The sequence below is a fragment of the Neisseria weaveri genome (genome assembly GCF_900638685.1).
GTDB classification, from domain to species: domain Bacteria; phylum Pseudomonadota; class Gammaproteobacteria; order Burkholderiales; family Neisseriaceae; genus Neisseria; species Neisseria weaveri.
The window spans coordinates 757469-774139 of record NZ_LR134533.1 but is presented as its reverse complement, the minus strand read 5'-3'; the positions used below and the strand labels follow the sequence as shown (position 1 = coordinate 774139).

The following is a 16671-nucleotide window of genomic DNA, read 5'->3' as shown; positions in this document are numbered from 1 at the left end:
TGCTTCAGGCCGTCTGAACGCGAATTATAGCCTTAAAAGGCATCTTCATCTACCCGAAAGACGCTAAATAATGACCATGACGGGTAGTTTGACTGCGGTTTGAAAAGAAGAGCGGAGTAGGGCTTGAGTGCTTTTACAGGCTTGCGTACTTGAGCTGTCTGCATCTGGTTTTAGCGCCATTTTTTAGAAACGTTTTTTCAGACGGCCTCTGCTGTTTACAGCAACCACTCAATCGGCAGCAGCGAGCAGAACCACACCGAAAACCGTTTGAACACGCTGCTTTTCGGCTCTTGCTGATAGACAAGCGTTTTGCCGTTTTCTTCGGTTTGCCATTGCAGGCCGCCTTCGGAAAGTTCGGTTACGGTGTAGGTATGCACGGCGTGATGCTGCTTGAGGCCGTCTGAAAGCTGTGTTGCCAGCTCGGGGCTGTCGATAATAAAGCCCATCTCGGTATTCAAGGCGGCCGAACGCGGATCCATATTGAACGAGCCGACAAAAAGCTTTTTGCCGTCCACCGCAAAAGTTTTGGCATGCAGGCTGGCACCGCTGCTGCCGTGGATTAATCCGCCGTGGTCGTCTGTGGTAACGGTGGCATCCGGTTTCAATTCAAACAGTTTCACACCGGCGGCAAGCAAGTCTTTGCGGTATTTGGTATAGCCCGCGTGAACGGGCGCAACGTCGGTAGCGGAGAGCGAATTGGTCAGCACCTGTACGTTTTTACCGCTTCGGGCAATGTTACTGAGCAGTTCAGCCCCTTTTTTCGTCGGCACAAAATAAGGCGACACGATAAGCAGTTCTTTTTCGGCCGCCGCCATCACAGGGCTGATGTGCGCCACCACGGTGTTGCCCGGCAAAGCTTTGCCCAAGCCTTTGGCGGGGTCGTCGCTCACGAGCTGGGTTTTCGACCAGATAAGCGGCAAAGTACCGGTTTGCAACTGTTGGGCAAAGGCTTTCAAGTAGTCTTGGGTTTCCGCATTGGCAGACGGCGTGGTGTCGAATGTGGTGTTGACATGGTTTTCCAAAATCAGTTCGGCCGGGTAGCTGGATTCGCTCGCCCAATAGCGGTCGAAGTCTTGCTCGACATCATTCGCGGCGGCACCGACGGCAGCCACATCCAAGTCGGCAAACATCACGCCCGTGCCTGCACCGAAGTATTCATCACCGACATTGCGACCGCCGATAATGGTAACGATGCCGTCTGCAGTGAAAGATTTATTGTGCATGCGGCGGTTGAGACGGAAAAAGTCGCTCAAATAGCCCAAAGGCCGAAAACCGCGCTGCATGAAAGGGTTAAACAGGCGTATTTCGATATTGGGGTGGGCATTGACTGCCGACAGCAGCTCGTCCATGCCGCTGGTGTTGTTATCGTCAAGCAAAAGACGTACGCGCACACCGCGCTCGGCTGCTTTGTACAAACTCTGCATCAGCAAACGGCCGGAAATATCGTCATGCCAAATGTAATACTGCACATCCAGCGTGTGCTGCGCCGTTTCCGCCAGTGCCAACCGAGCCAAAAACGCATCACGCCCGTCTCGCAGCGCATAAATACCCGAAAGACCGGGATGCGCCTCCGCTTGCGGCAGCAAATGCCGCACCAGCGCACTTTCAGATTGGGGCAGCAGATAGTGCGAAGGCTTGCGCCGGCTGTTGTCGGGCAATTTTTTATAGGTTGCGAACGCCGTGATGATTAAAGTGACGATGATGAAAAGCAGTAAGGTAAAAGTTTTCTTTAGCATGGGGTTTAAACTGTTTTTAAAAATGAAATCGGGGTCATGGTTAACCCGCAGGATAATTAAATTAGACCAATCGGTGTGAAGAAGTTTTCGGCAAGATAAGGCCGTCTGAAAATTAAGGCCGTCTGAAAATTAGGCCTCCTGAAGTTAGGCTGTCTGAAATCAAAACGGATGGCCGGAATTAAGAAAACGGCATAGGGAAAATGTTTCGCTATGCCGTTTGCCGCTTCAGAAGTTGGGGCCAAAGGCCGTCTGAAAATTTAGCGGTTTTCGTATTCTTTCCACAAAGTATCCTGTAAGCCGACGGTTTCTTCGGTGGACGAGTGGACGGCGCGGACATAGACGCCGTCGGGCTGCATCAGCCATGCTTGGCGGTTGTCGGCCAGAGCCAGCGTCAGGCCTTCGTGAATGACGCGTTTTTTCAGCTCGGGATGTTCGATCGGCGTGCAGGTTTCGATGCGGCGGAAGAGGTTGCGGCTCATCCAGTCGGCGCTGGAAATGTAGGTGTTTTCTTCGCCGTCGTTATAGAAGTAGTACACGCGCGAATGTTCCAGTTGGCGGCCGATAATCGAGCGTACGCGGATGTTGTCGGACAATCCGGGTACTTCGGGGCGCAGCGAACACATGCCGCGTACGATCAGGTCGATTTGTACGCCTGCGGCACTGGCTTCGTATAGGGCTTCGATAATGCCCGGCTCGATCAGCGAGTTCATCTTGGCGATGATGCGGGCGGGACGTCCGGCGCGGGCGTTGTCGGCTTCGCGCTGAATGCCTTCCAGCAGCATGGTGTGTAGGGTAAACGGGCTTTGATAGAGCTTGTTCAGGCGGCTGGGTTGTCCTAAGCCGGTGATTTCCATAAACAGGGCGTTGACGTCGGCGGTAATGTCTTCGTCGGCGGTAATCAGGCCGAAGTCGGTGTAGATGCGCGAAGTGCCTTGGTGGTAGTTGCCCGTTCCCAAATGTGCGTAGCGTTTGAGAATGCCGTCTTCGCGGCGGATAACCAAGGCCATTTTGGCGTGTACTTTATAGCCGAATACGCCGTATACGACGTGTGCACCTGCGTCTTCCAGCCGTTGTGCCCAGTTGACGTTGTTGGCTTCGTCGAAACGGGCCATCAGCTCTACGACAACGGTAACCTGTTTGCCGGCTAAAGCCGCGTTCATCAGTGCTTTGGCCAATTCGGAATCGGTACCGGTTCGGTAGATGGTCATTTTGATCGCAACGACGTCAGGATCGACCGAAGCTTCGCGGATAAAACGGACCACAGGCTCGAAGGATTGGTAGGGGTGGTGCAGCAGGATGTCTTGCCTGGCTGCGGCATCGATAACGGACAATCCTTGCCGAAGATATTTCGGCAGGCTGCCGCTGCGCGGGGGAAATTTCAAGTCGGGGCGGTCAACCATATCCGGTACGGACATCAGGCGCACTAGGTTTACCGGTCCGCGTACTTGGTAAAGTTCGGACGGTTTCAGTTTGAAGTGGCTGAGCAGGAAGTCGGCAATGTGGTCGGGGCAGGTTTCCGCTACTTCCAAGCGTACGCCGTCGCCGTAATCGCGGTCGTGCAGTTCGCTTTGGATTGCGGCGCGCAGGTTTTTCAGGTCTTCTTCGTCTACGGTCAGGTCGCTGTCGCGCGTCAGACGGAATTGGTGGCAGCCTTTTACTTCCATGCCCGGGAAGAGTTTGTAAACGTATTCGTGCAGAATGGAAGACAGGAATACGAAGCCGTGGTCGCCGTTGCAGATGTCGGCCGGCAGTTTGACTACGCGGGGCAGAATGCGCGGTGCTTGGACGATGGCCATGCCGGAAGCGCGGCCGAAGGCGTCGGTGCCGAGCAATTCGACGGCGAAGTTAAGCGATTTGTTGATCGGGCGCGGGAAGGGGTGCGACGGATCCAGACCGATGGGGGTCAGGATCGGGAACAATTCGTGCATGAAGTAGTTTTCAATCCACTCGCGCTGCTCGGGCGTCCAGTTGCGGCGGCGGTAGAAGTGGATGCCTTCGCGGCTTAATTCGGGCTGGAGTTCTTGGTTGAACAGGTCGTATTGTTCGCGAATCAGCTTTTTGGCTTCCGCAGCGGCAAGGGCGATGGTTTCAGACGGCGTTCTGCCGCCGTCCAGAATCATATTCGGCCGCATTTTCTGTTCGCGTTTCAGATAGGCCATGCGGACTTCGAAGAATTCGTCTAAGTTTGAGGAAACGATACATAAAAAGCGTAAGCGTTCCAATAATGGAATACGTGTGTCTTGGGCTTGCGCGAGAACGCGGCGGTTAAACGCCAGCAGGCTGAGTTCGCGGCACAGCAGACGATTTTGATCCGGCATAATTCACTCCGTTTTATTATTTATTATTCAAGCTTAAGATATTGAGTATAACGTGTTTTTGTGTACGTTTCATGACAATGCCGACAAGCAGCCGGAAAAATGTGCGGACGGTTGTTGCGGATGTACGGTGTAGGCCGGCGGTGAAACATAAAATAGCGGAATAAACAGGCGGAACGAGCGGTTTTTGCAGGGAAAAAACGCTTAAAGCAATAAAATTGGAATCATTTCCGCTTTTGTTGTATCGTATGCAGATAGGGAGAAAATGCGGTGGGCAGCCGCATCCGAATGTATAATATGAAAACCGGATTCGGGGAAACGGATCGGATGTTCGCGTTATAACGGGGCAGGCCGGATGAATATTTCTGCCCGTGCAGATTGCAATATTAGGTATTTTAAGAAGACGGTTGCGGCAAGTTGGCCGCCGTTCTGGGTGTCGGAATAACCCGAGGCCGTCTGAAAATGATGAAAACAAACGGATTTTAGTACATGAATCATTTTAAAAAGTTATGTTTTTCTGTATTGACTGCCGTTCTTCTTCTTTCCGTTTCGGGGGAATCTGCGCATGCGGATGAATTGGAAGAGTTGATTAAGCAGAAAGTGGTGCAGGCGGCGGAAGACAGCCGTCCGATCAGTCGCGGCGATGCCGATGATTTGATTAAGAGCGCGATGGGTTTGCTGGGTGTGGCCTACCGCTACGGAGGAACTTCCGTCAGTACGGGTTTTGACTGCAGCGGTTTTATGCAGCATATTTTCCGCAGGAGTATGCAGATTAATTTGCCGAGAACCTCCGCCGAGCAGGCAAAAATGGGGGTTCATGTCGATAGGGCGGGGCTGCAGCCGGGGGATTTGGTGTTTTTCCGAACGGTAAAGAGCAGGATTTCCCATGTCGGTCTTTATATCGGCAACAATAAATTCATCCATGCGCCGCGAACGGGTAAAACCATTGAAATTACGAGTTTGAGCAATAAGTATTGGGGTGCTAAGTATGCGTTTGGCCGCAGGGTGAAGAAAAACGACCCGTCCCGTTTTCTTAAGTGATTCAGTTTGGGAAGGATCTGTATGAGCAAGCCGGAAATGCCGAAATGGTATAGCGATAACGGTGAGATTGTTTCCTGTACGGAAAAAATCAAGGTTATGGATGAAAATATGGACGAGCTTTTTCAGACGGCACAAGATGCGTTTGAGGATGCGTTGCTGATGGGTTGCTCGGAATCTCAGGTGCGGAACTATCTGCACAGTTTGATGGATGCTTTGGATAATCCTTACCGCAGCGTGTGATTGTGAAGCTGTTTGATGGGGCGGAACCGTTTGGGTAATGGTTCCGCTTTTTTGCGCCTGATTGGGAAAAGGTCTTTTCAGACGGCATGACAGGGGTTATGATTTACTTAAGTTAACATCTTCATGGTTTTCTTGTTTGAGGCCGTCTAAAAATTTTGCGGTGTGGCTGAAGCGTGAGATGGATAAGAACAAAATAATTTAGGAATCGGTCAAGTGATTAGGGCTTTTAGTGTTATTTTCGGTTTTTTGGCTGTCGGCGAGGCGGTGGTGTTTTTCAGCGGTGTGAAACTGCCGGGTAGTATTATCGGTATGGGTTTGCTGTTTGCCGCGCTGCATGCGGGTTGGGTGAAAGTGTCCTGGTTGCAGCAGATGGTGGATGTGCTGATGGGTAATCTGTCGCTGTTCCTGGTTCCGCCTTGTGTGGCTGTGATGAGTTATCTGGATTTGGTGCAGCGTGATTTGTGGTCGATTGTAACGGCGACGTTGGTCAGTACGTTTTTGGTGCTGTTTGTTACCGGTAAAGTGCATGAGTTGGTGCGGAGGTTTTGGTAATGGAAATGTTGTCGCATCCTGCGTTGCTGCTGTTTTTAACGGTAACGGTTTATTGGATTACTACGGTGGTCCGTGCGCGTACCGGAAATATTTTGTGTAATCCGGTTGTGCTGAGTACGGTGGTGGTGATTACATATTTAAAGACGTTCGATATCGACTATGCGACTTATTACAAAGCCGGCGGTATGATTGATTTTTGGTTGAAACCGGCGGTGGTGTGTTTGGCTGTGCCTTTGTATGTCAATTGGACCAAAATCCGCAGTCAGTGGCTGCCGATTGTGGCTTCCCAAGCGGCAGGCAGTTTGACCGGGATTATTACCGGTGTTTATATCGCCAAATGGATGGGGGCGGATCGTGATGTGGTGTTGTCGTTGGCGGCTAAGTCGGTAACCAACCCGATTGCGATTGAGATTACCCGTGCGATAGGCGGTATTCCTGCGATTACCGCGGCAACCGTGATTTTGGCCGGTATGATGGGGCAGATGATCGGTTTCAAACTGTTGAGTGCGAGTACGATTAAAACGCCGACTTCGCAGGGCATTTCGATGGGCTCGGCTTCTCATGCGATGGGAATTGCCGCAGCTTTGGACCGCAGCCGTAAGTTTGCTGCTTATGCCAGTTTGGGTTTGATCTTTAACGGTGTGCTGACGGCGGCGCTGGCGCCGATTATTGTGCCGCTTTTAGGTATTTAAAGTATTTGCAGGAACGGAAAAAGGCAGGGTTATCCTGCCTTTGTTTTTGGTGTGTCGGTGTTATTTGAGGCCGTCTGAAAATTTAAGGCCGTCTGAAAAAGGCGGAGTGGTTAAACCGAGCTTTTTCAGCAGCAGGGCGGTCTCGGATACCGGTAAGCCCATGACACCGGTAAAACTGCCGTGGAGATGGTCGACAAAAATTCCGCCTAAGCCTTGAATGCCGTAAGCGCCGGCTTTGTCCATCGGTTCGCCGCAGGCAACGTAGGCTTCGATTTCTTCTTCGTCGATTTTGCGGAAACGGACATCGCTTTGCTGTACCAGGGCTTCGGTTTGGCCTTTCCAGTAAATGCAGACGGCCGTTAAGACTTGATGTGTGCTGTCCGACAACATCGACAACATTTCGGCGGCATGTTTTTCCGATTCGGGTTTGCCTAATATTTGCCCTTTGTAGGCAACGGTGGTATCGGCGGTCAGAATCGGATAAACGGGTTCGTCGGCATGGGTATCGCGCCATTGGGTCAGTGTGGCGGTGTTTTTTTCACGTGCCATACGTTCCACGTAATCTTGCGCGTTTTCCTGTTCAAACGGTGTTTCGTCGATTTCTGCGGGTAAGCGTAAAACGGTATAGCCTAAGTTTTCTAAGATTTCCCGACGGCGCGGGCTGCCTGAGGCGAGATAAATGGTTTGCATAAAGAGGTCTGTGTCGGATTAGAAGGTAAATTCGGCATAAACCGGAGCGTGGTCGCTCGGGCGTTCCAGTGCGCGTGTTTTCAAATCAACGGTAACGTTCGTCAGGGCATCGCGCATAGCCGGTGTAACCAAAATATGGTCGATACGCAGGCCTTGTTTGCGTTGGAACATGGCACCGCGGTAATCCCACCATGTGTAGTGTGCGCCGTCGGGGTGGATATGGCGCAGGCTGTCGGTTAAACCTAAATCCAGCAGTTTTTGAAACCACGAACGCTCGATGGCGGAGCAATGGATTTTTTCGTGCCATTTTACCGGATCGTAGCAGTCTTCATCAGCGGGAGCGATATTGAAATCGCCCAGCAAAACCAATTTCTCATGTTTGCCCATTTCATCTCGAATGAAGTCGGTTAGTGCGGCAAACCATTGTTCTTTATATTGGAATTTCGGACTGTCTAAGGCTTCGCCGTTGACGCAGTAAACATTGACGACACGCACGCCGTTAATGGTAGCTGCAATCACGCGGCGTTGCGGGTCGTCGGGCAGGCCAGGCAATCCGGTGTGCACGTCTTCAGGAGTGTTTTTACTGATAACGGCCACACCGTTGTAGGTTTTTTGGCCGCTCCAAACTGTTTGCCAGCCGCTCATTTGAAAAGTGGCGGCCGGGTATTTGTCTTGATCCAGTTTCAGTTCCTGTAAAACCAGGATATCGGGTTGGTGCTGCTGCAGCCAGTCTTGCACTTGCGGCAGGCGTACGTTTAATGAGTTGACGTTCCAAGTTGCGATTTTCATATTTTTTCCATTGCTTGAGCAGGTTCGGTAACGGGGCAGTAGATACCTTGCAGGGCCAGCAGCAGCCGGGTGATTTCCGGAGATAGGATGCGGTATTGTAAAACGCGGTGGTAGCGTGTGAAATCAACCAACCCTTCGCTGCGCAGCTTGGCCAGATGATTGGATATTGCCGTTTGGTTGATACCGATTTCCTGCATGAGTTCGCTGACGTTTTTTTCGCTTTCTGCCAGTAGGCATAAAATCATAAAACGGTGCGGATTGGAAATTGATTTAAATAATGAAGAGATTTGCTTGGTATGGGGAAGCAATTTGTGAATGTGGTTTTGTGTCATGGTTGTTTTTGTATGTTTTTAAGTGGTTTGTAAGATATTGTTATGGATATTTACCGTTTCATCATACGGTAATTTAAGTAATTATAATATCAAATATCATGAATGAATGATTTTTAAGTTGAAATTATTGATGCCGTCTGTAAAAGTAGGTTTGGATTTTCAGACGGCCTTATGGTTTGGATAACGGAAAAAAGGGAGAGTGTGCCGGGTTTGAACGGCATATGTTACCTCCTAAACATTGCCGTTTTATTATAGAATGATTATTTAGCTGTTTTAAAGTCTGCCCGTTGCGGCAGCTTGCTATTTTCGGTTTTCCGGTTTCTGTTTTGTATTGCAAAGGATGAAAAGAAGACTATGATTTTGAATAACCGTCATTTTTTGAAGCTGTTGGATTATTCTGCCGAAGAAATCCATTATCTGTTGGATTTGGCTGCGGAACTGAAGGCGGCGAAAAAGGCCGGCAGGGAAGAGCAGAAATTAAAAGGCAAAAATATTGCTTTGATTTTTGAAAAAACCTCTACCCGTACCCGTTGCGCTTTTGAAGTGGCGGCCAGAGACCAAGGTGCCGGTGTGACGTATCTGGAACCGAGCGGCAGTCAAATCGGGCATAAGGAAAGTATCAAAGATACCGCCCGCGTATTGGGCCGTATGTATGACGGTATCGAGTATCGCGGTTTCGGTCAGGAGATCGTGGAAGAACTGGCCAAGTATGCCGGCGTACCGGTATTTAACGGTTTGACGGATGAATTTCACCCTACGCAAATGCTGGCAGACGTGTTAACCATGCGCGAACATTGTAATAAGCCTTTGAAAGATATTGTGTATGCCTATGTGGGCGATGCGCGTTACAACATGGGTAATTCGTTGCTTCTGATTGGCGCGGTTTTGGGTATGGATGTGCGTATCGGTGCGCCTAAACATTTGTGGCCGTCTGAAAATCTGATTGCGGAAGCAAAACGAATCGCCAAAACCAGCGGTGCGCGCATTTTGTTGACGGACAATGCTGAAGAAGCGGTACGCGGCGTCGATTATATTCATACAGATGTTTGGGTTTCTATGGGCGAGCCTGAAGAAGTGTGGAAAGAGCGCATCAGTTTGCTCAAACCGTTCCAAGTCAATAAGGCATTGATGGCTGCTTCGGGTAATCCGAATGTGAAATTTATGCACTGCCTGCCTGCATTCCACAACCGTGAAACTAAAGTCGGAGAATGGATTTACCAAACTTTCGGCTTGGACGGCGTGGAAGTGACCGAAGATGTGTTTGAAAGCGAAGCGTCGATTGTGTTTGATCAGGCGGAAAACCGTATGCATACTATCAAAGCGGTTTTGGTGGCTTTGCTAGGCTGATGTATCGGAATAAAAGGCTGTTTATCCAATAGGATAAACAGCCTTTTTGTTTTCTATGGTAAATGGTTGGGTGATGATTTGTTTTTATTTGTATTGCTTTTGAAAAGGCCGTCTGAAAATCTTGGTTTTGCAGTATTTGAAAACTTGGCGTGCAGAATAAATGTCGGTAGTATAGCGCTTCTTTTGTTGGCAAAATGAATGAGATGTCCGTTAATAAAGCCCCTATTTTTATCCGCTTGACACGAATCAGCCGTTTGGCTGTTTGGTTGGTGAAGACCTGCCGCAATCTCAGCCGCTTGAACGGTTGCAACGAGATGCAGCGGAATGAGGCACTTTTGCATTTAGGAAGAAGTGCGCTGACTGCTCTGGATATCCGTATCGAATCGTCCGGGCTGAAGGAAGGCTTAGTGGAAAGCGGGGTCTTGGTGGTGTCGAACCATGTTTCATGGTTGGATATTTTTGCTATGAGTGCCGTGTATCCAAGCAGTTTTATTGCAAAAAAAGAAATCAGCTCGTGGCCGGTTTTCGGAAAAATGGGGCGCAATGCCGGTACGATTTTTATTAACCGCAATTCTCGCAAAGATGTCGAGCCGATTAATCAGGCCATTACTGCTGCTTTGAAAAACGGACAGAATGTCAGCTTTTTTCCTGAAGCGAAAACGTCGTCGGGAGAAACCGTTTTGCCGTTTAAGGCCGCATTGTTTCAATCGGCGATAGATGCCAGTGCGCCGGTTCAGGCGGTGGCATTGCGTTATTATGATTGCTCCGGCAGGAGAACGGCAGAGCCTTCTTACGCAGGTAAGGCCAATCTTTTTGCAACATTGTGGCGGATCGTTTCCTTGAATGAATTGACGGTTAAGATGGATTTTGCTCCGCTGATTCATACGTTGGAAAATAATGGTTTGGACCGCTATGAATTGAAGGATTTGGCAGAAAATTTTGTTCAGCAAAAAGTTTTGGAAGACAGTCCGGCTGTAGAAAACGGAAACAACCGGTTGGGCGTAAACATATAATTAATGTAAGATAAAAGGCCGTCTGAAATTTTCAGACGGCCTTTTATCTATATTTATGATTTATGTGTGAGTGTAAATTTCAGTAAAGGGCGTTGGATAGTTTGCCGATGGCTTTATATATTCAAATAGTTATGTCGGCATCAGAATATAGTTTGTTTTGAATAAATATGTTTTTACGGTAGATTATATTTATAGCAGATATTTAGATTATTAATGGCTTATCCAAGTGTTAAAAGGATGGGCTATAATAACGCAGTTTAAGTTTAATCACCCACTTTAATCAATCCATCAGGAGAAAAAAATGGCTTTAGTAGATCGTACAGGTCAACAAGTACCGAGCGTAGTATTCCACACCCGTGCCGGTGATTCTTGGAAAGATGTTTCTACCGATGATTTGTTCAAAGGTAAGAAAGTAGTTGTATTCTCTCTGCCGGGTGCGTTTACTCCTACTTGTTCTTCTACCCACTTGCCACGCTACAACGAGTTGGCTAAAGAGTTTAAAGCACGCGGCGTAGACAGCATTTTGTGCGTATCTGTAAACGATACTTTCGTAATGAACGCATGGTTGGCTGACCAAGAAGCTGAAAACATTATCGTTGTACCTGATGGTAACGGCGAATTTACCAAAGGCATGGGCATGTTGGTAAGCAAAGAAGGTTTGGGCTTCGGTGACCGTTCTTGGCGTTATTCAATGCTGGTTAACGACGGCAAAATCGAAAAAATGTTTATCGAGCCGGAAAAAGAAGGCGATCCGTTTGAAGTTTCCGATGCCGATACCATGTTGAAATTCGTAGATCCGAGCTGGAAAGAGCAAGAGTCTATTGCCGTATTTACCAAGCCCGGTTGCCAATTCTGCGCCAAAGCCAAACAAGCGCTGGAAGATAAAGGTTTGTCTTACGAAGAAATCGTTTTGGGCAAAGATGCGACTACCGTTTCGGTTCGTGCGATTACCGGTAAAACCACTGCTCCCCAAGTGTTTATCGGCGGTAAATACATCGGTGGCAGCGAAGAGTTGGAAGCCTATTTGGCGGCTAACTGATTCTCTGTAAAATCGGTTTAAGTGTAAAATCGGTTCAAACTGATAAGGCTGCTTATATAGCAGCCTTTCTATATAGACATAGCTGACCGAGTTTCAGGAAAGGATTGAAGACTGTTCAAATAATGTTTTTCCGAAGAAACAATATTTGAGTAGTTTTGCGGATCTCTCGAAATTAATATCAACGGATAAATTGAAGAAGGAAAAAGCGATATGAAACAGATTCAAGCTGATGTTGTCGTAATCGGCGGCGGTACGGCCGGTATGGGTGCATTTCGTAATGCGCGTTTGCATACCGACAATGTATATTTGGTTGAAAGCCATGTATTCGGAACTACTTGCGCCCGTGTAGGCTGTATGCCTTCAAAACTATTGATTGCCGCGTCGGAAGCACGTCATCATGCCTTGCATACCGAGCCGTTTGGCGTGCATGTCGATAAAAACAGTGTAACTGTCGACGGTAAAGCGGTAATGGATCGAGTGAAATTCGAGCGTGATCGTTTTGTCGGTTTTGTGGTGGGTGACGTAGAAGAATGGCCTGCAGACAAGCGCATTATGGGTGCGGCTAAATTTATCGATGAGCATACTGTTCAGGTTGACGACCATACCCAAATTAAAGCCGAACGCATTGTGATTGCAACCGGCTCGCGTCCGATTATTTTGCCGCAATGGCAGGAGTTGGGTGACCGTCTGATTATCAATGACGATGTATTCTCATGGGATACTTTGCCGGAAAGCGTTGCCGTGTTCGGTCCGGGCGTTATCGGTTTGGAATTGGGGCAAGCGTTGCACCGTTTGGGTGTTAAAGTGCATATTTTCGGTCGTGGCGGCGCTTTGGGCGGCATTAGCGATCCGGTAGTTTTGGAAGAAGCCAAGACGGTATTCGGTGAAGAGTTGTCTTTGCATTTGGATGCGGTTACGACAACGTGTTTGAATGAAAACGGTGATGTTGAAGTTACTTGGGTTGAGGACGGCCAAAACCACAGTTTCACGGCGCAATATCTGTTGGCAGCCATCGGCCGCACGCCGAATGTGGATAAAATCGGTTTGGAAAACCTGAATATCGATTTGGACGAAAGGGGTGTGCCGAAATCCCATCCGTTAACCATGCAGACCAGTATTCCGCATATCTTTATCGCCGGTGATGCGTCTAATCAGCTGCCTTTGCTGCATGAGGCCAGCGATCAGGGCAAGATTGCCGGTGACAATGCGGGCCGTTACCCGGATATTCAACCCGGCTTGCGCCGAAGCGTGATCGGTGTGGTGTTTACCAGCCCGCAAATTGCTTCCGTCGGTTTGAAATTTGTTCAGGTACAGGCACGGTATAAAAACTTTGCCGATTGTGTGGCAGTCGGCGAGGTATCCTTCCGCAATCAAGGCCGAAGCCGTGTGATGTTGGTAAACAAAGGACATATGCGCGTTTATGCCGAACACGGTACCGGAAGATTCATCGGCGCGGAAATTGTGGGCCCGGCAGCCGAACATTTGGCACATTTGCTGGCATGGGCGCACCAACAGAAAATGACGATTCCGCAAATGCTGGATATGCCTTTCTATCATCCGGTTATCGAGGAAGGTTTGCGTACGGCATTGCGTGACGTCATGGCCAAATTGAATTTGGGTACCAAGCATAGCGATTGTTCCGAGTGCCCCGGAGAGTAAACATCTTCGAGATGAAGTTTGATAAGGAATAAACGTATTGAGGCCGTCTGAAATTTCAGACGGCCTATTTGTATATGTCAAATAAATCTTATGCTGTAGATTGCTTTAATGCTTATTTGGTTTATAATTTCGATCAATGGTTATTGAGTTGCAAAAATGGGGATAGCGGAATATCCCCGTTTTCGTTTGTGGGTGAATTTGTCTATGTTGGAATATTGATGCCGAAGAAAAAAATTCTTTGTATTACCGGAACAAGAGCTGATTTTGGCAAACTTAAGCCGTTACTGGCGTTCTTGGAGCAGCATTCTGACTTTGAAATGCATTTGGTGATAACCGGTATGCATATGTTGAAAACATATGGCTACACTTATCACGAAGTGATTCAAGAGAAATACAAACACTATTATTTATTATCGAATCAAACGCAAAATGATTCTATGAGTATGGTGTTGGGCAATACGGTTTCTTTGATTTCCAGATTGGTCGAAGAATTGCGGCCCGACATGATTATCATACACGGCGATCGCGTGGAGGCGTTGGCCGGGGCTTCGGTCGGTGCGTTGAATAACTGTCTGGTCTGTCATATCGAAGGCGGCGAAGTGTCTGGAACGATAGACGATTCCATACGCCATGCCGTTACCAAGCTTTCCCATCTGCATTTGGTTGCCAACGAGCAGGCCGTCGGGCGTTTGGTGCAATTGGGCGAGAAAAAGGAAAACATACATATCATCGGTTCGCCGGATTTGGATGTAATGAACGAAGATAAGCTGCCTTCTCTGGCTGCGGCAAAGCAGCATTACGGTATTGAATTCGAGCAGTACGGTATTTCGATTTTCCACCCCGTTACGACTGAAGTGGAGCGGACGGCGTATCATGCCCAGATGTATTTTGAAGCTTTGCAGGAGAGCGGGAAAAACATTATTGCCATCTATCCGAATAATGATTTGGGAACCGAATATATCCAAGCGGAGTTGGGTAAAATCAAATCGCCGAAATGGAAAATTTTCCCATCGTTGCGTTTCGAGTTTTTCTTGGTGTTGTTGAAGCACGCCGAATTTATCATCGGCAATTCCAGCGCGGGCATCAGGGAAGCACCTTTATACGGCATTCCCAGCATAGATGTCGGAACGCGGCAGCGTAACCGCCATTCGGGCAGCTCGATTATTCACAGCGGTTATGAAAAAGCACAAATTTTGAATGCCGTCAGACAGGCCGGACATTGCCGCAGGAGCGAGCCGGACCATACTTTTCAAGGCGGAAACGGGAAAAGCAGCGTTGAGCGCTTTAAAGAAGTGATGTTGTTACCCGAGCTTTGGTCCACACCGGCGCAAAAACAATTTATAGATAGATTTTAAAATGAAGTTGTCCGAACAAAATATTGCCGTGATTTTGGCACGGCGTCATTCCAAAGGCCTGCCGTTGAAAAACCTGAGACAGGTCGGCGGGCTGTCTTTAGTGGGGCGGGCGGTCTCGGCGGCTGTGGAGTCGGCGTGTTTTGACAGGATTATTGTGTCGAGTGACGGTGCGGATATACTGGAAGAAGCTGCCAAATACGGTGCGGAAACACTAATGAGGCCGTCTGAATTATCCGATGACCATGCCAGCTCGATTTCAGGCGTAATCCATGTTTTGGAAGCATTGGCGGCTGAATCGGGCTCGGTAACTTTGCTGCAGCCGACCAGTCCGTTACGAAACGCAAACCACATCCGTGAAGCTTTTACATTATTCAGACAATTTGGAGACCAAGGAGCGGTGGTGTCGGTTTGCGAAGCGGAACACCATCCCTTGAAAATGCTTCTGCTTTCAGAAACCGGACAATATTATCCGGTCGGCAGTTGGCCGGATCTCGAACAGGCACGCCAGCAGCTGCCTAAAGCGTATCGGCCGAACGGTGCCGTTTACATCAACGATATCGAAACATTATTGCAAAACCGTCATTTTTTTGCACAGCCTTTGCATTTTTATCCCATGTCGGCCGAAGATTCCGTCGATATCGATGTGGAAGCGGATTTGCAGCGGGCGGAACGGATATTGCAACAAAAAGGATAAATTTTTTATGAATAACCAAAACGAATTCAAAATCGGCCATCGCAGCGTGGGTGCTATGCACGAGCCTTTGATTATTTGCGAAATCGGCATTAACCACGAAGGTTCGCTGCAGACGGCTTTTGAGATGGTGGATGCGGCACATCGAGCCGGTGCGGAAATCATCAAGCATCAAACCCATGTGGTGGAAGACGAGATGTCTGATGAGGCCAAGCAGGTGATTCCGGGTAATGCCGACGTTTCGATTTATGAAATTATGGAACGGTGTGCGCTCAGCGAGGAAGATGAAATCAAACTGAAAGAATATGTCGAATCGAAGGGCATGATTTTCATCAGTACGCCGTTTTCCCGTGCGGCTGCGCTGCGTTTGCAGAAAATGGATATTCCCGCTTATAAAATCGGCTCGGGGGAGTGCAATAACTATCCGCTGATTAAATTAATCGCATCATTTGGCAAGCCGATTATCCTGTCTACCGGTATGAATACGGTTGAGAGTATCCGTAAGTCAGTGGACATTATCCGTGAAGCAGGCGTGCCTTATGCTTTACTGCACTGTACCAACATTTATCCTACACCTTACGAAGACGTACGCTTGGGAGCGATGACTGAATTGGCTCAAGCTTTTCCCGATGCGGTTGTCGGGCTGTCTGACCATACTTTGGACAATTACGCCTGTTTGGGAGCCGTTGCATTGGGAGCAAGTATTCTGGAACGTCATTTTACCGACCATATGAACCGCCCCGGGCCGGATATCGTATGTTCGATGGATCCGCAGGCATTTCAAGAGCTGAAGCAGGGTGCCGGTATTTTGAAGAAAGCACGCGGCGGCAGAAAAGATACGGTAATCGCAGGCGAAAAACCGACTAAAGATTTTGCGTTTGCTTCTGTGGTGGCCGATAAGGAAATCCGTCAAGGCGAAGTGTTTACGGCGGAAAATCTGTGGGTCAAACGTCCGGGAACGGGGGATTTCAATGCCGGTGATTATGAAGTCTTATTCGGCAAAACCGCAGCGCGTGATATTCCCAAAGGCACGCAGTTGAAAAAAGCCGATGTGGCAGAGTGATCGGGTCGGACAGATAAATAAGATTCTAAGCCCTTGAATCCGGCTGATCCTGCGCCGTATTTTTAGGGCTTAATGTTTTACTGTTTCCCTGTTTCTGCCTGAACCGGAGAGATACAA

General features: G+C 48.7%; 16 protein-coding genes. 11 read left to right on the top strand and 5 right to left on the bottom strand.

The window, feature by feature from the left end; genetic code table 11:
- Positions 1-215: 215 nt before the first annotated feature.
- Together EL309_RS03850 and ppk1 are read right to left on the bottom strand one after the other, a co-directional pair.
- Positions 216-1736, bottom strand: coding sequence for a phospholipase D family protein (locus EL309_RS03850; protein ID WP_004282653.1), 1521 nt, complete (start codon positions 1734-1736; stop codon positions 216-218).
- 257 nt (positions 1737-1993) lie between these two features.
- Positions 1994-4054: a polyphosphate kinase 1 gene (gene ppk1 / locus EL309_RS03845; protein ID WP_004282654.1), complete on the bottom strand. Its 2061-nt coding sequence runs from the start codon at positions 4052-4054 to the stop codon at positions 1994-1996.
- 486 nt (positions 4055-4540) lie between these two features.
- Here ppk1 and EL309_RS03840 point away from each other — a divergent pair, with 486 nt between their 5' ends.
- The 4 genes from EL309_RS03840 (at position 4541) to EL309_RS03825 (ending at position 6576) form a co-directional block, all read left to right on the top strand.
- The gene (locus tag EL309_RS03840) at positions 4541-5092 is read left to right on the top strand and encodes a C40 family peptidase (protein WP_004282655.1); all 552 of its coding nucleotides are present in this window, start codon (positions 4541-4543) and stop codon (positions 5090-5092) included.
- A gap of 21 nt (positions 5093-5113) precedes the next feature.
- Positions 5114-5332, top strand: coding sequence for a hypothetical protein (locus EL309_RS03835; RefSeq protein WP_004282656.1), 219 nt, complete (start codon positions 5114-5116; stop codon positions 5330-5332).
- A gap of 213 nt (positions 5333-5545) precedes the next feature.
- Entirely contained in the window at positions 5546-5884 is a 339-nt protein-coding gene (locus EL309_RS03830; protein ID WP_004282657.1) for a CidA/LrgA family protein, read from the top strand.
- Entirely contained in the window at positions 5884-6576 is a 693-nt protein-coding gene (locus EL309_RS03825; protein WP_004282658.1) for an LrgB family protein, read from the top strand. Before EL309_RS03830 ends, EL309_RS03825 begins: the two co-directional genes overlap by 1 nt.
- Before the next feature lie 60 nt (positions 6577-6636).
- Here the strand turns inward: EL309_RS03825 and EL309_RS03820 are convergent, their stop codons facing one another.
- The 3 genes from EL309_RS03820 to EL309_RS03810 are packed head-to-tail and all read right to left on the bottom strand — an operon-like array spanning position 6637 to position 8387.
- Positions 6637-7266: a Maf family protein gene (locus EL309_RS03820; RefSeq protein WP_004282659.1), complete on the bottom strand. Its 630-nt coding sequence runs from the start codon at positions 7264-7266 to the stop codon at positions 6637-6639.
- Positions 7267-7284: 18 nt separating this feature from the next.
- The gene (gene xth / locus EL309_RS03815) at positions 7285-8055 is read right to left on the bottom strand and encodes an exodeoxyribonuclease III (protein ID WP_004282660.1); all 771 of its coding nucleotides are present in this window, start codon (positions 8053-8055) and stop codon (positions 7285-7287) included.
- Complete coding sequence (locus tag EL309_RS03810; protein WP_004282661.1) at positions 8052-8387, bottom strand: ArsR/SmtB family transcription factor; 336 nt, start codon at positions 8385-8387, stop codon at positions 8052-8054. The genes xth and EL309_RS03810 overlap by 4 nt, the downstream gene beginning before the upstream one ends.
- Positions 8388-8741: 354 nt before the next feature.
- Between EL309_RS03810 and EL309_RS03805 the strand changes: the two genes are divergently transcribed.
- From EL309_RS03805 to neuB, 7 genes are all read left to right on the top strand, one after another.
- Entirely contained in the window at positions 8742-9734 is a 993-nt protein-coding gene (locus EL309_RS03805) for an ornithine carbamoyltransferase (protein WP_004282662.1), read from the top strand.
- Between the two features lie 203 nt (positions 9735-9937).
- Positions 9938-10747: a 1-acylglycerol-3-phosphate O-acyltransferase gene (locus EL309_RS03800; protein ID WP_040669459.1), complete on the top strand. Its 810-nt coding sequence runs from the start codon at positions 9938-9940 to the stop codon at positions 10745-10747.
- 301 nt (positions 10748-11048) lie between these two features.
- Positions 11049-11786, top strand: a complete 738-nt coding sequence (locus EL309_RS03795) for a glutathione peroxidase (RefSeq protein WP_004282665.1) — start codon at positions 11049-11051, stop codon at positions 11784-11786.
- A 210-nt stretch (positions 11787-11996) separates the two neighbouring features.
- Entirely contained in the window at positions 11997-13445 is a 1449-nt protein-coding gene (locus EL309_RS03790) for a dihydrolipoyl dehydrogenase (RefSeq protein ID WP_004282666.1), read from the top strand.
- A gap of 218 nt (positions 13446-13663) precedes the next feature.
- A complete protein-coding gene (gene neuC, locus EL309_RS03785) occupies positions 13664-14800 on the top strand; it encodes a UDP-N-acetylglucosamine 2-epimerase (RefSeq protein WP_004285847.1) in 1137 nt (378 codons plus the stop codon).
- A gap of 1 nt (position 14801) precedes the next feature.
- On the top strand, positions 14802-15494 hold the full coding sequence (locus EL309_RS03780) for an acylneuraminate cytidylyltransferase family protein (RefSeq protein ID WP_004282668.1): 693 nt from the start codon (positions 14802-14804) through the stop codon (positions 15492-15494).
- A 7-nt stretch (positions 15495-15501) separates the two neighbouring features.
- Complete coding sequence (gene neuB / locus EL309_RS03775) at positions 15502-16554, top strand: N-acetylneuraminate synthase (RefSeq protein WP_004282669.1); 1053 nt, start codon at positions 15502-15504, stop codon at positions 16552-16554.
- The last annotated feature ends 117 nt before the right edge of the window (positions 16555-16671 follow it).

Excerpts from the sequence above, each read along its gene's own strand:
- EL309_RS03810 (WP_004282661.1), bottom strand. The coding sequence starts at position 8,387 with ATGACACAAAACCACATTCACAAATTGCTTCCCCATACCAAGCAAATC.
- EL309_RS03795 (WP_004282665.1), top strand. The coding sequence starts at position 11,049 with ATGGCTTTAGTAGATCGTACAGGTCAACAAGTACCGAGCGTAGTATTC.
- neuB (WP_004282669.1), top strand. The coding sequence starts at position 15,502 with ATGAATAACCAAAACGAATTCAAAATCGGCCATCGCAGCGTGGGTGCT.
- EL309_RS03835 (WP_004282656.1), top strand. The coding sequence starts at position 5,114 with ATGAGCAAGCCGGAAATGCCGAAATGGTATAGCGATAACGGTGAGATT.
- EL309_RS03800 (WP_040669459.1), top strand. The coding sequence starts at position 9,938 with ATGTCCGTTAATAAAGCCCCTATTTTTATCCGCTTGACACGAATCAGC.
- EL309_RS03825 (WP_004282658.1), top strand. The coding sequence starts at position 5,884 with ATGGAAATGTTGTCGCATCCTGCGTTGCTGCTGTTTTTAACGGTAACG.
- EL309_RS03790 (WP_004282666.1), top strand. The coding sequence starts at position 11,997 with ATGAAACAGATTCAAGCTGATGTTGTCGTAATCGGCGGCGGTACGGCC.
- EL309_RS03780 (WP_004282668.1), top strand. The coding sequence starts at position 14,802 with ATGAAGTTGTCCGAACAAAATATTGCCGTGATTTTGGCACGGCGTCAT.
- xth (WP_004282660.1), bottom strand. The coding sequence starts at position 8,055 with ATGAAAATCGCAACTTGGAACGTCAACTCATTAAACGTACGCCTGCCG.
- ppk1 (WP_004282654.1), bottom strand. The coding sequence starts at position 4,054 with ATGCCGGATCAAAATCGTCTGCTGTGCCGCGAACTCAGCCTGCTGGCG.
- EL309_RS03840 (WP_004282655.1), top strand. The coding sequence starts at position 4,541 with ATGAATCATTTTAAAAAGTTATGTTTTTCTGTATTGACTGCCGTTCTT.
- EL309_RS03820 (WP_004282659.1), bottom strand. The coding sequence starts at position 7,266 with ATGCAAACCATTTATCTCGCCTCAGGCAGCCCGCGCCGTCGGGAAATC.
- EL309_RS03850 (WP_004282653.1), bottom strand. The coding sequence starts at position 1,736 with ATGCTAAAGAAAACTTTTACCTTACTGCTTTTCATCATCGTCACTTTA.
- neuC (WP_004285847.1), top strand. The coding sequence starts at position 13,664 with ATGCCGAAGAAAAAAATTCTTTGTATTACCGGAACAAGAGCTGATTTT.
- EL309_RS03805 (WP_004282662.1), top strand. The coding sequence starts at position 8,742 with ATGATTTTGAATAACCGTCATTTTTTGAAGCTGTTGGATTATTCTGCC.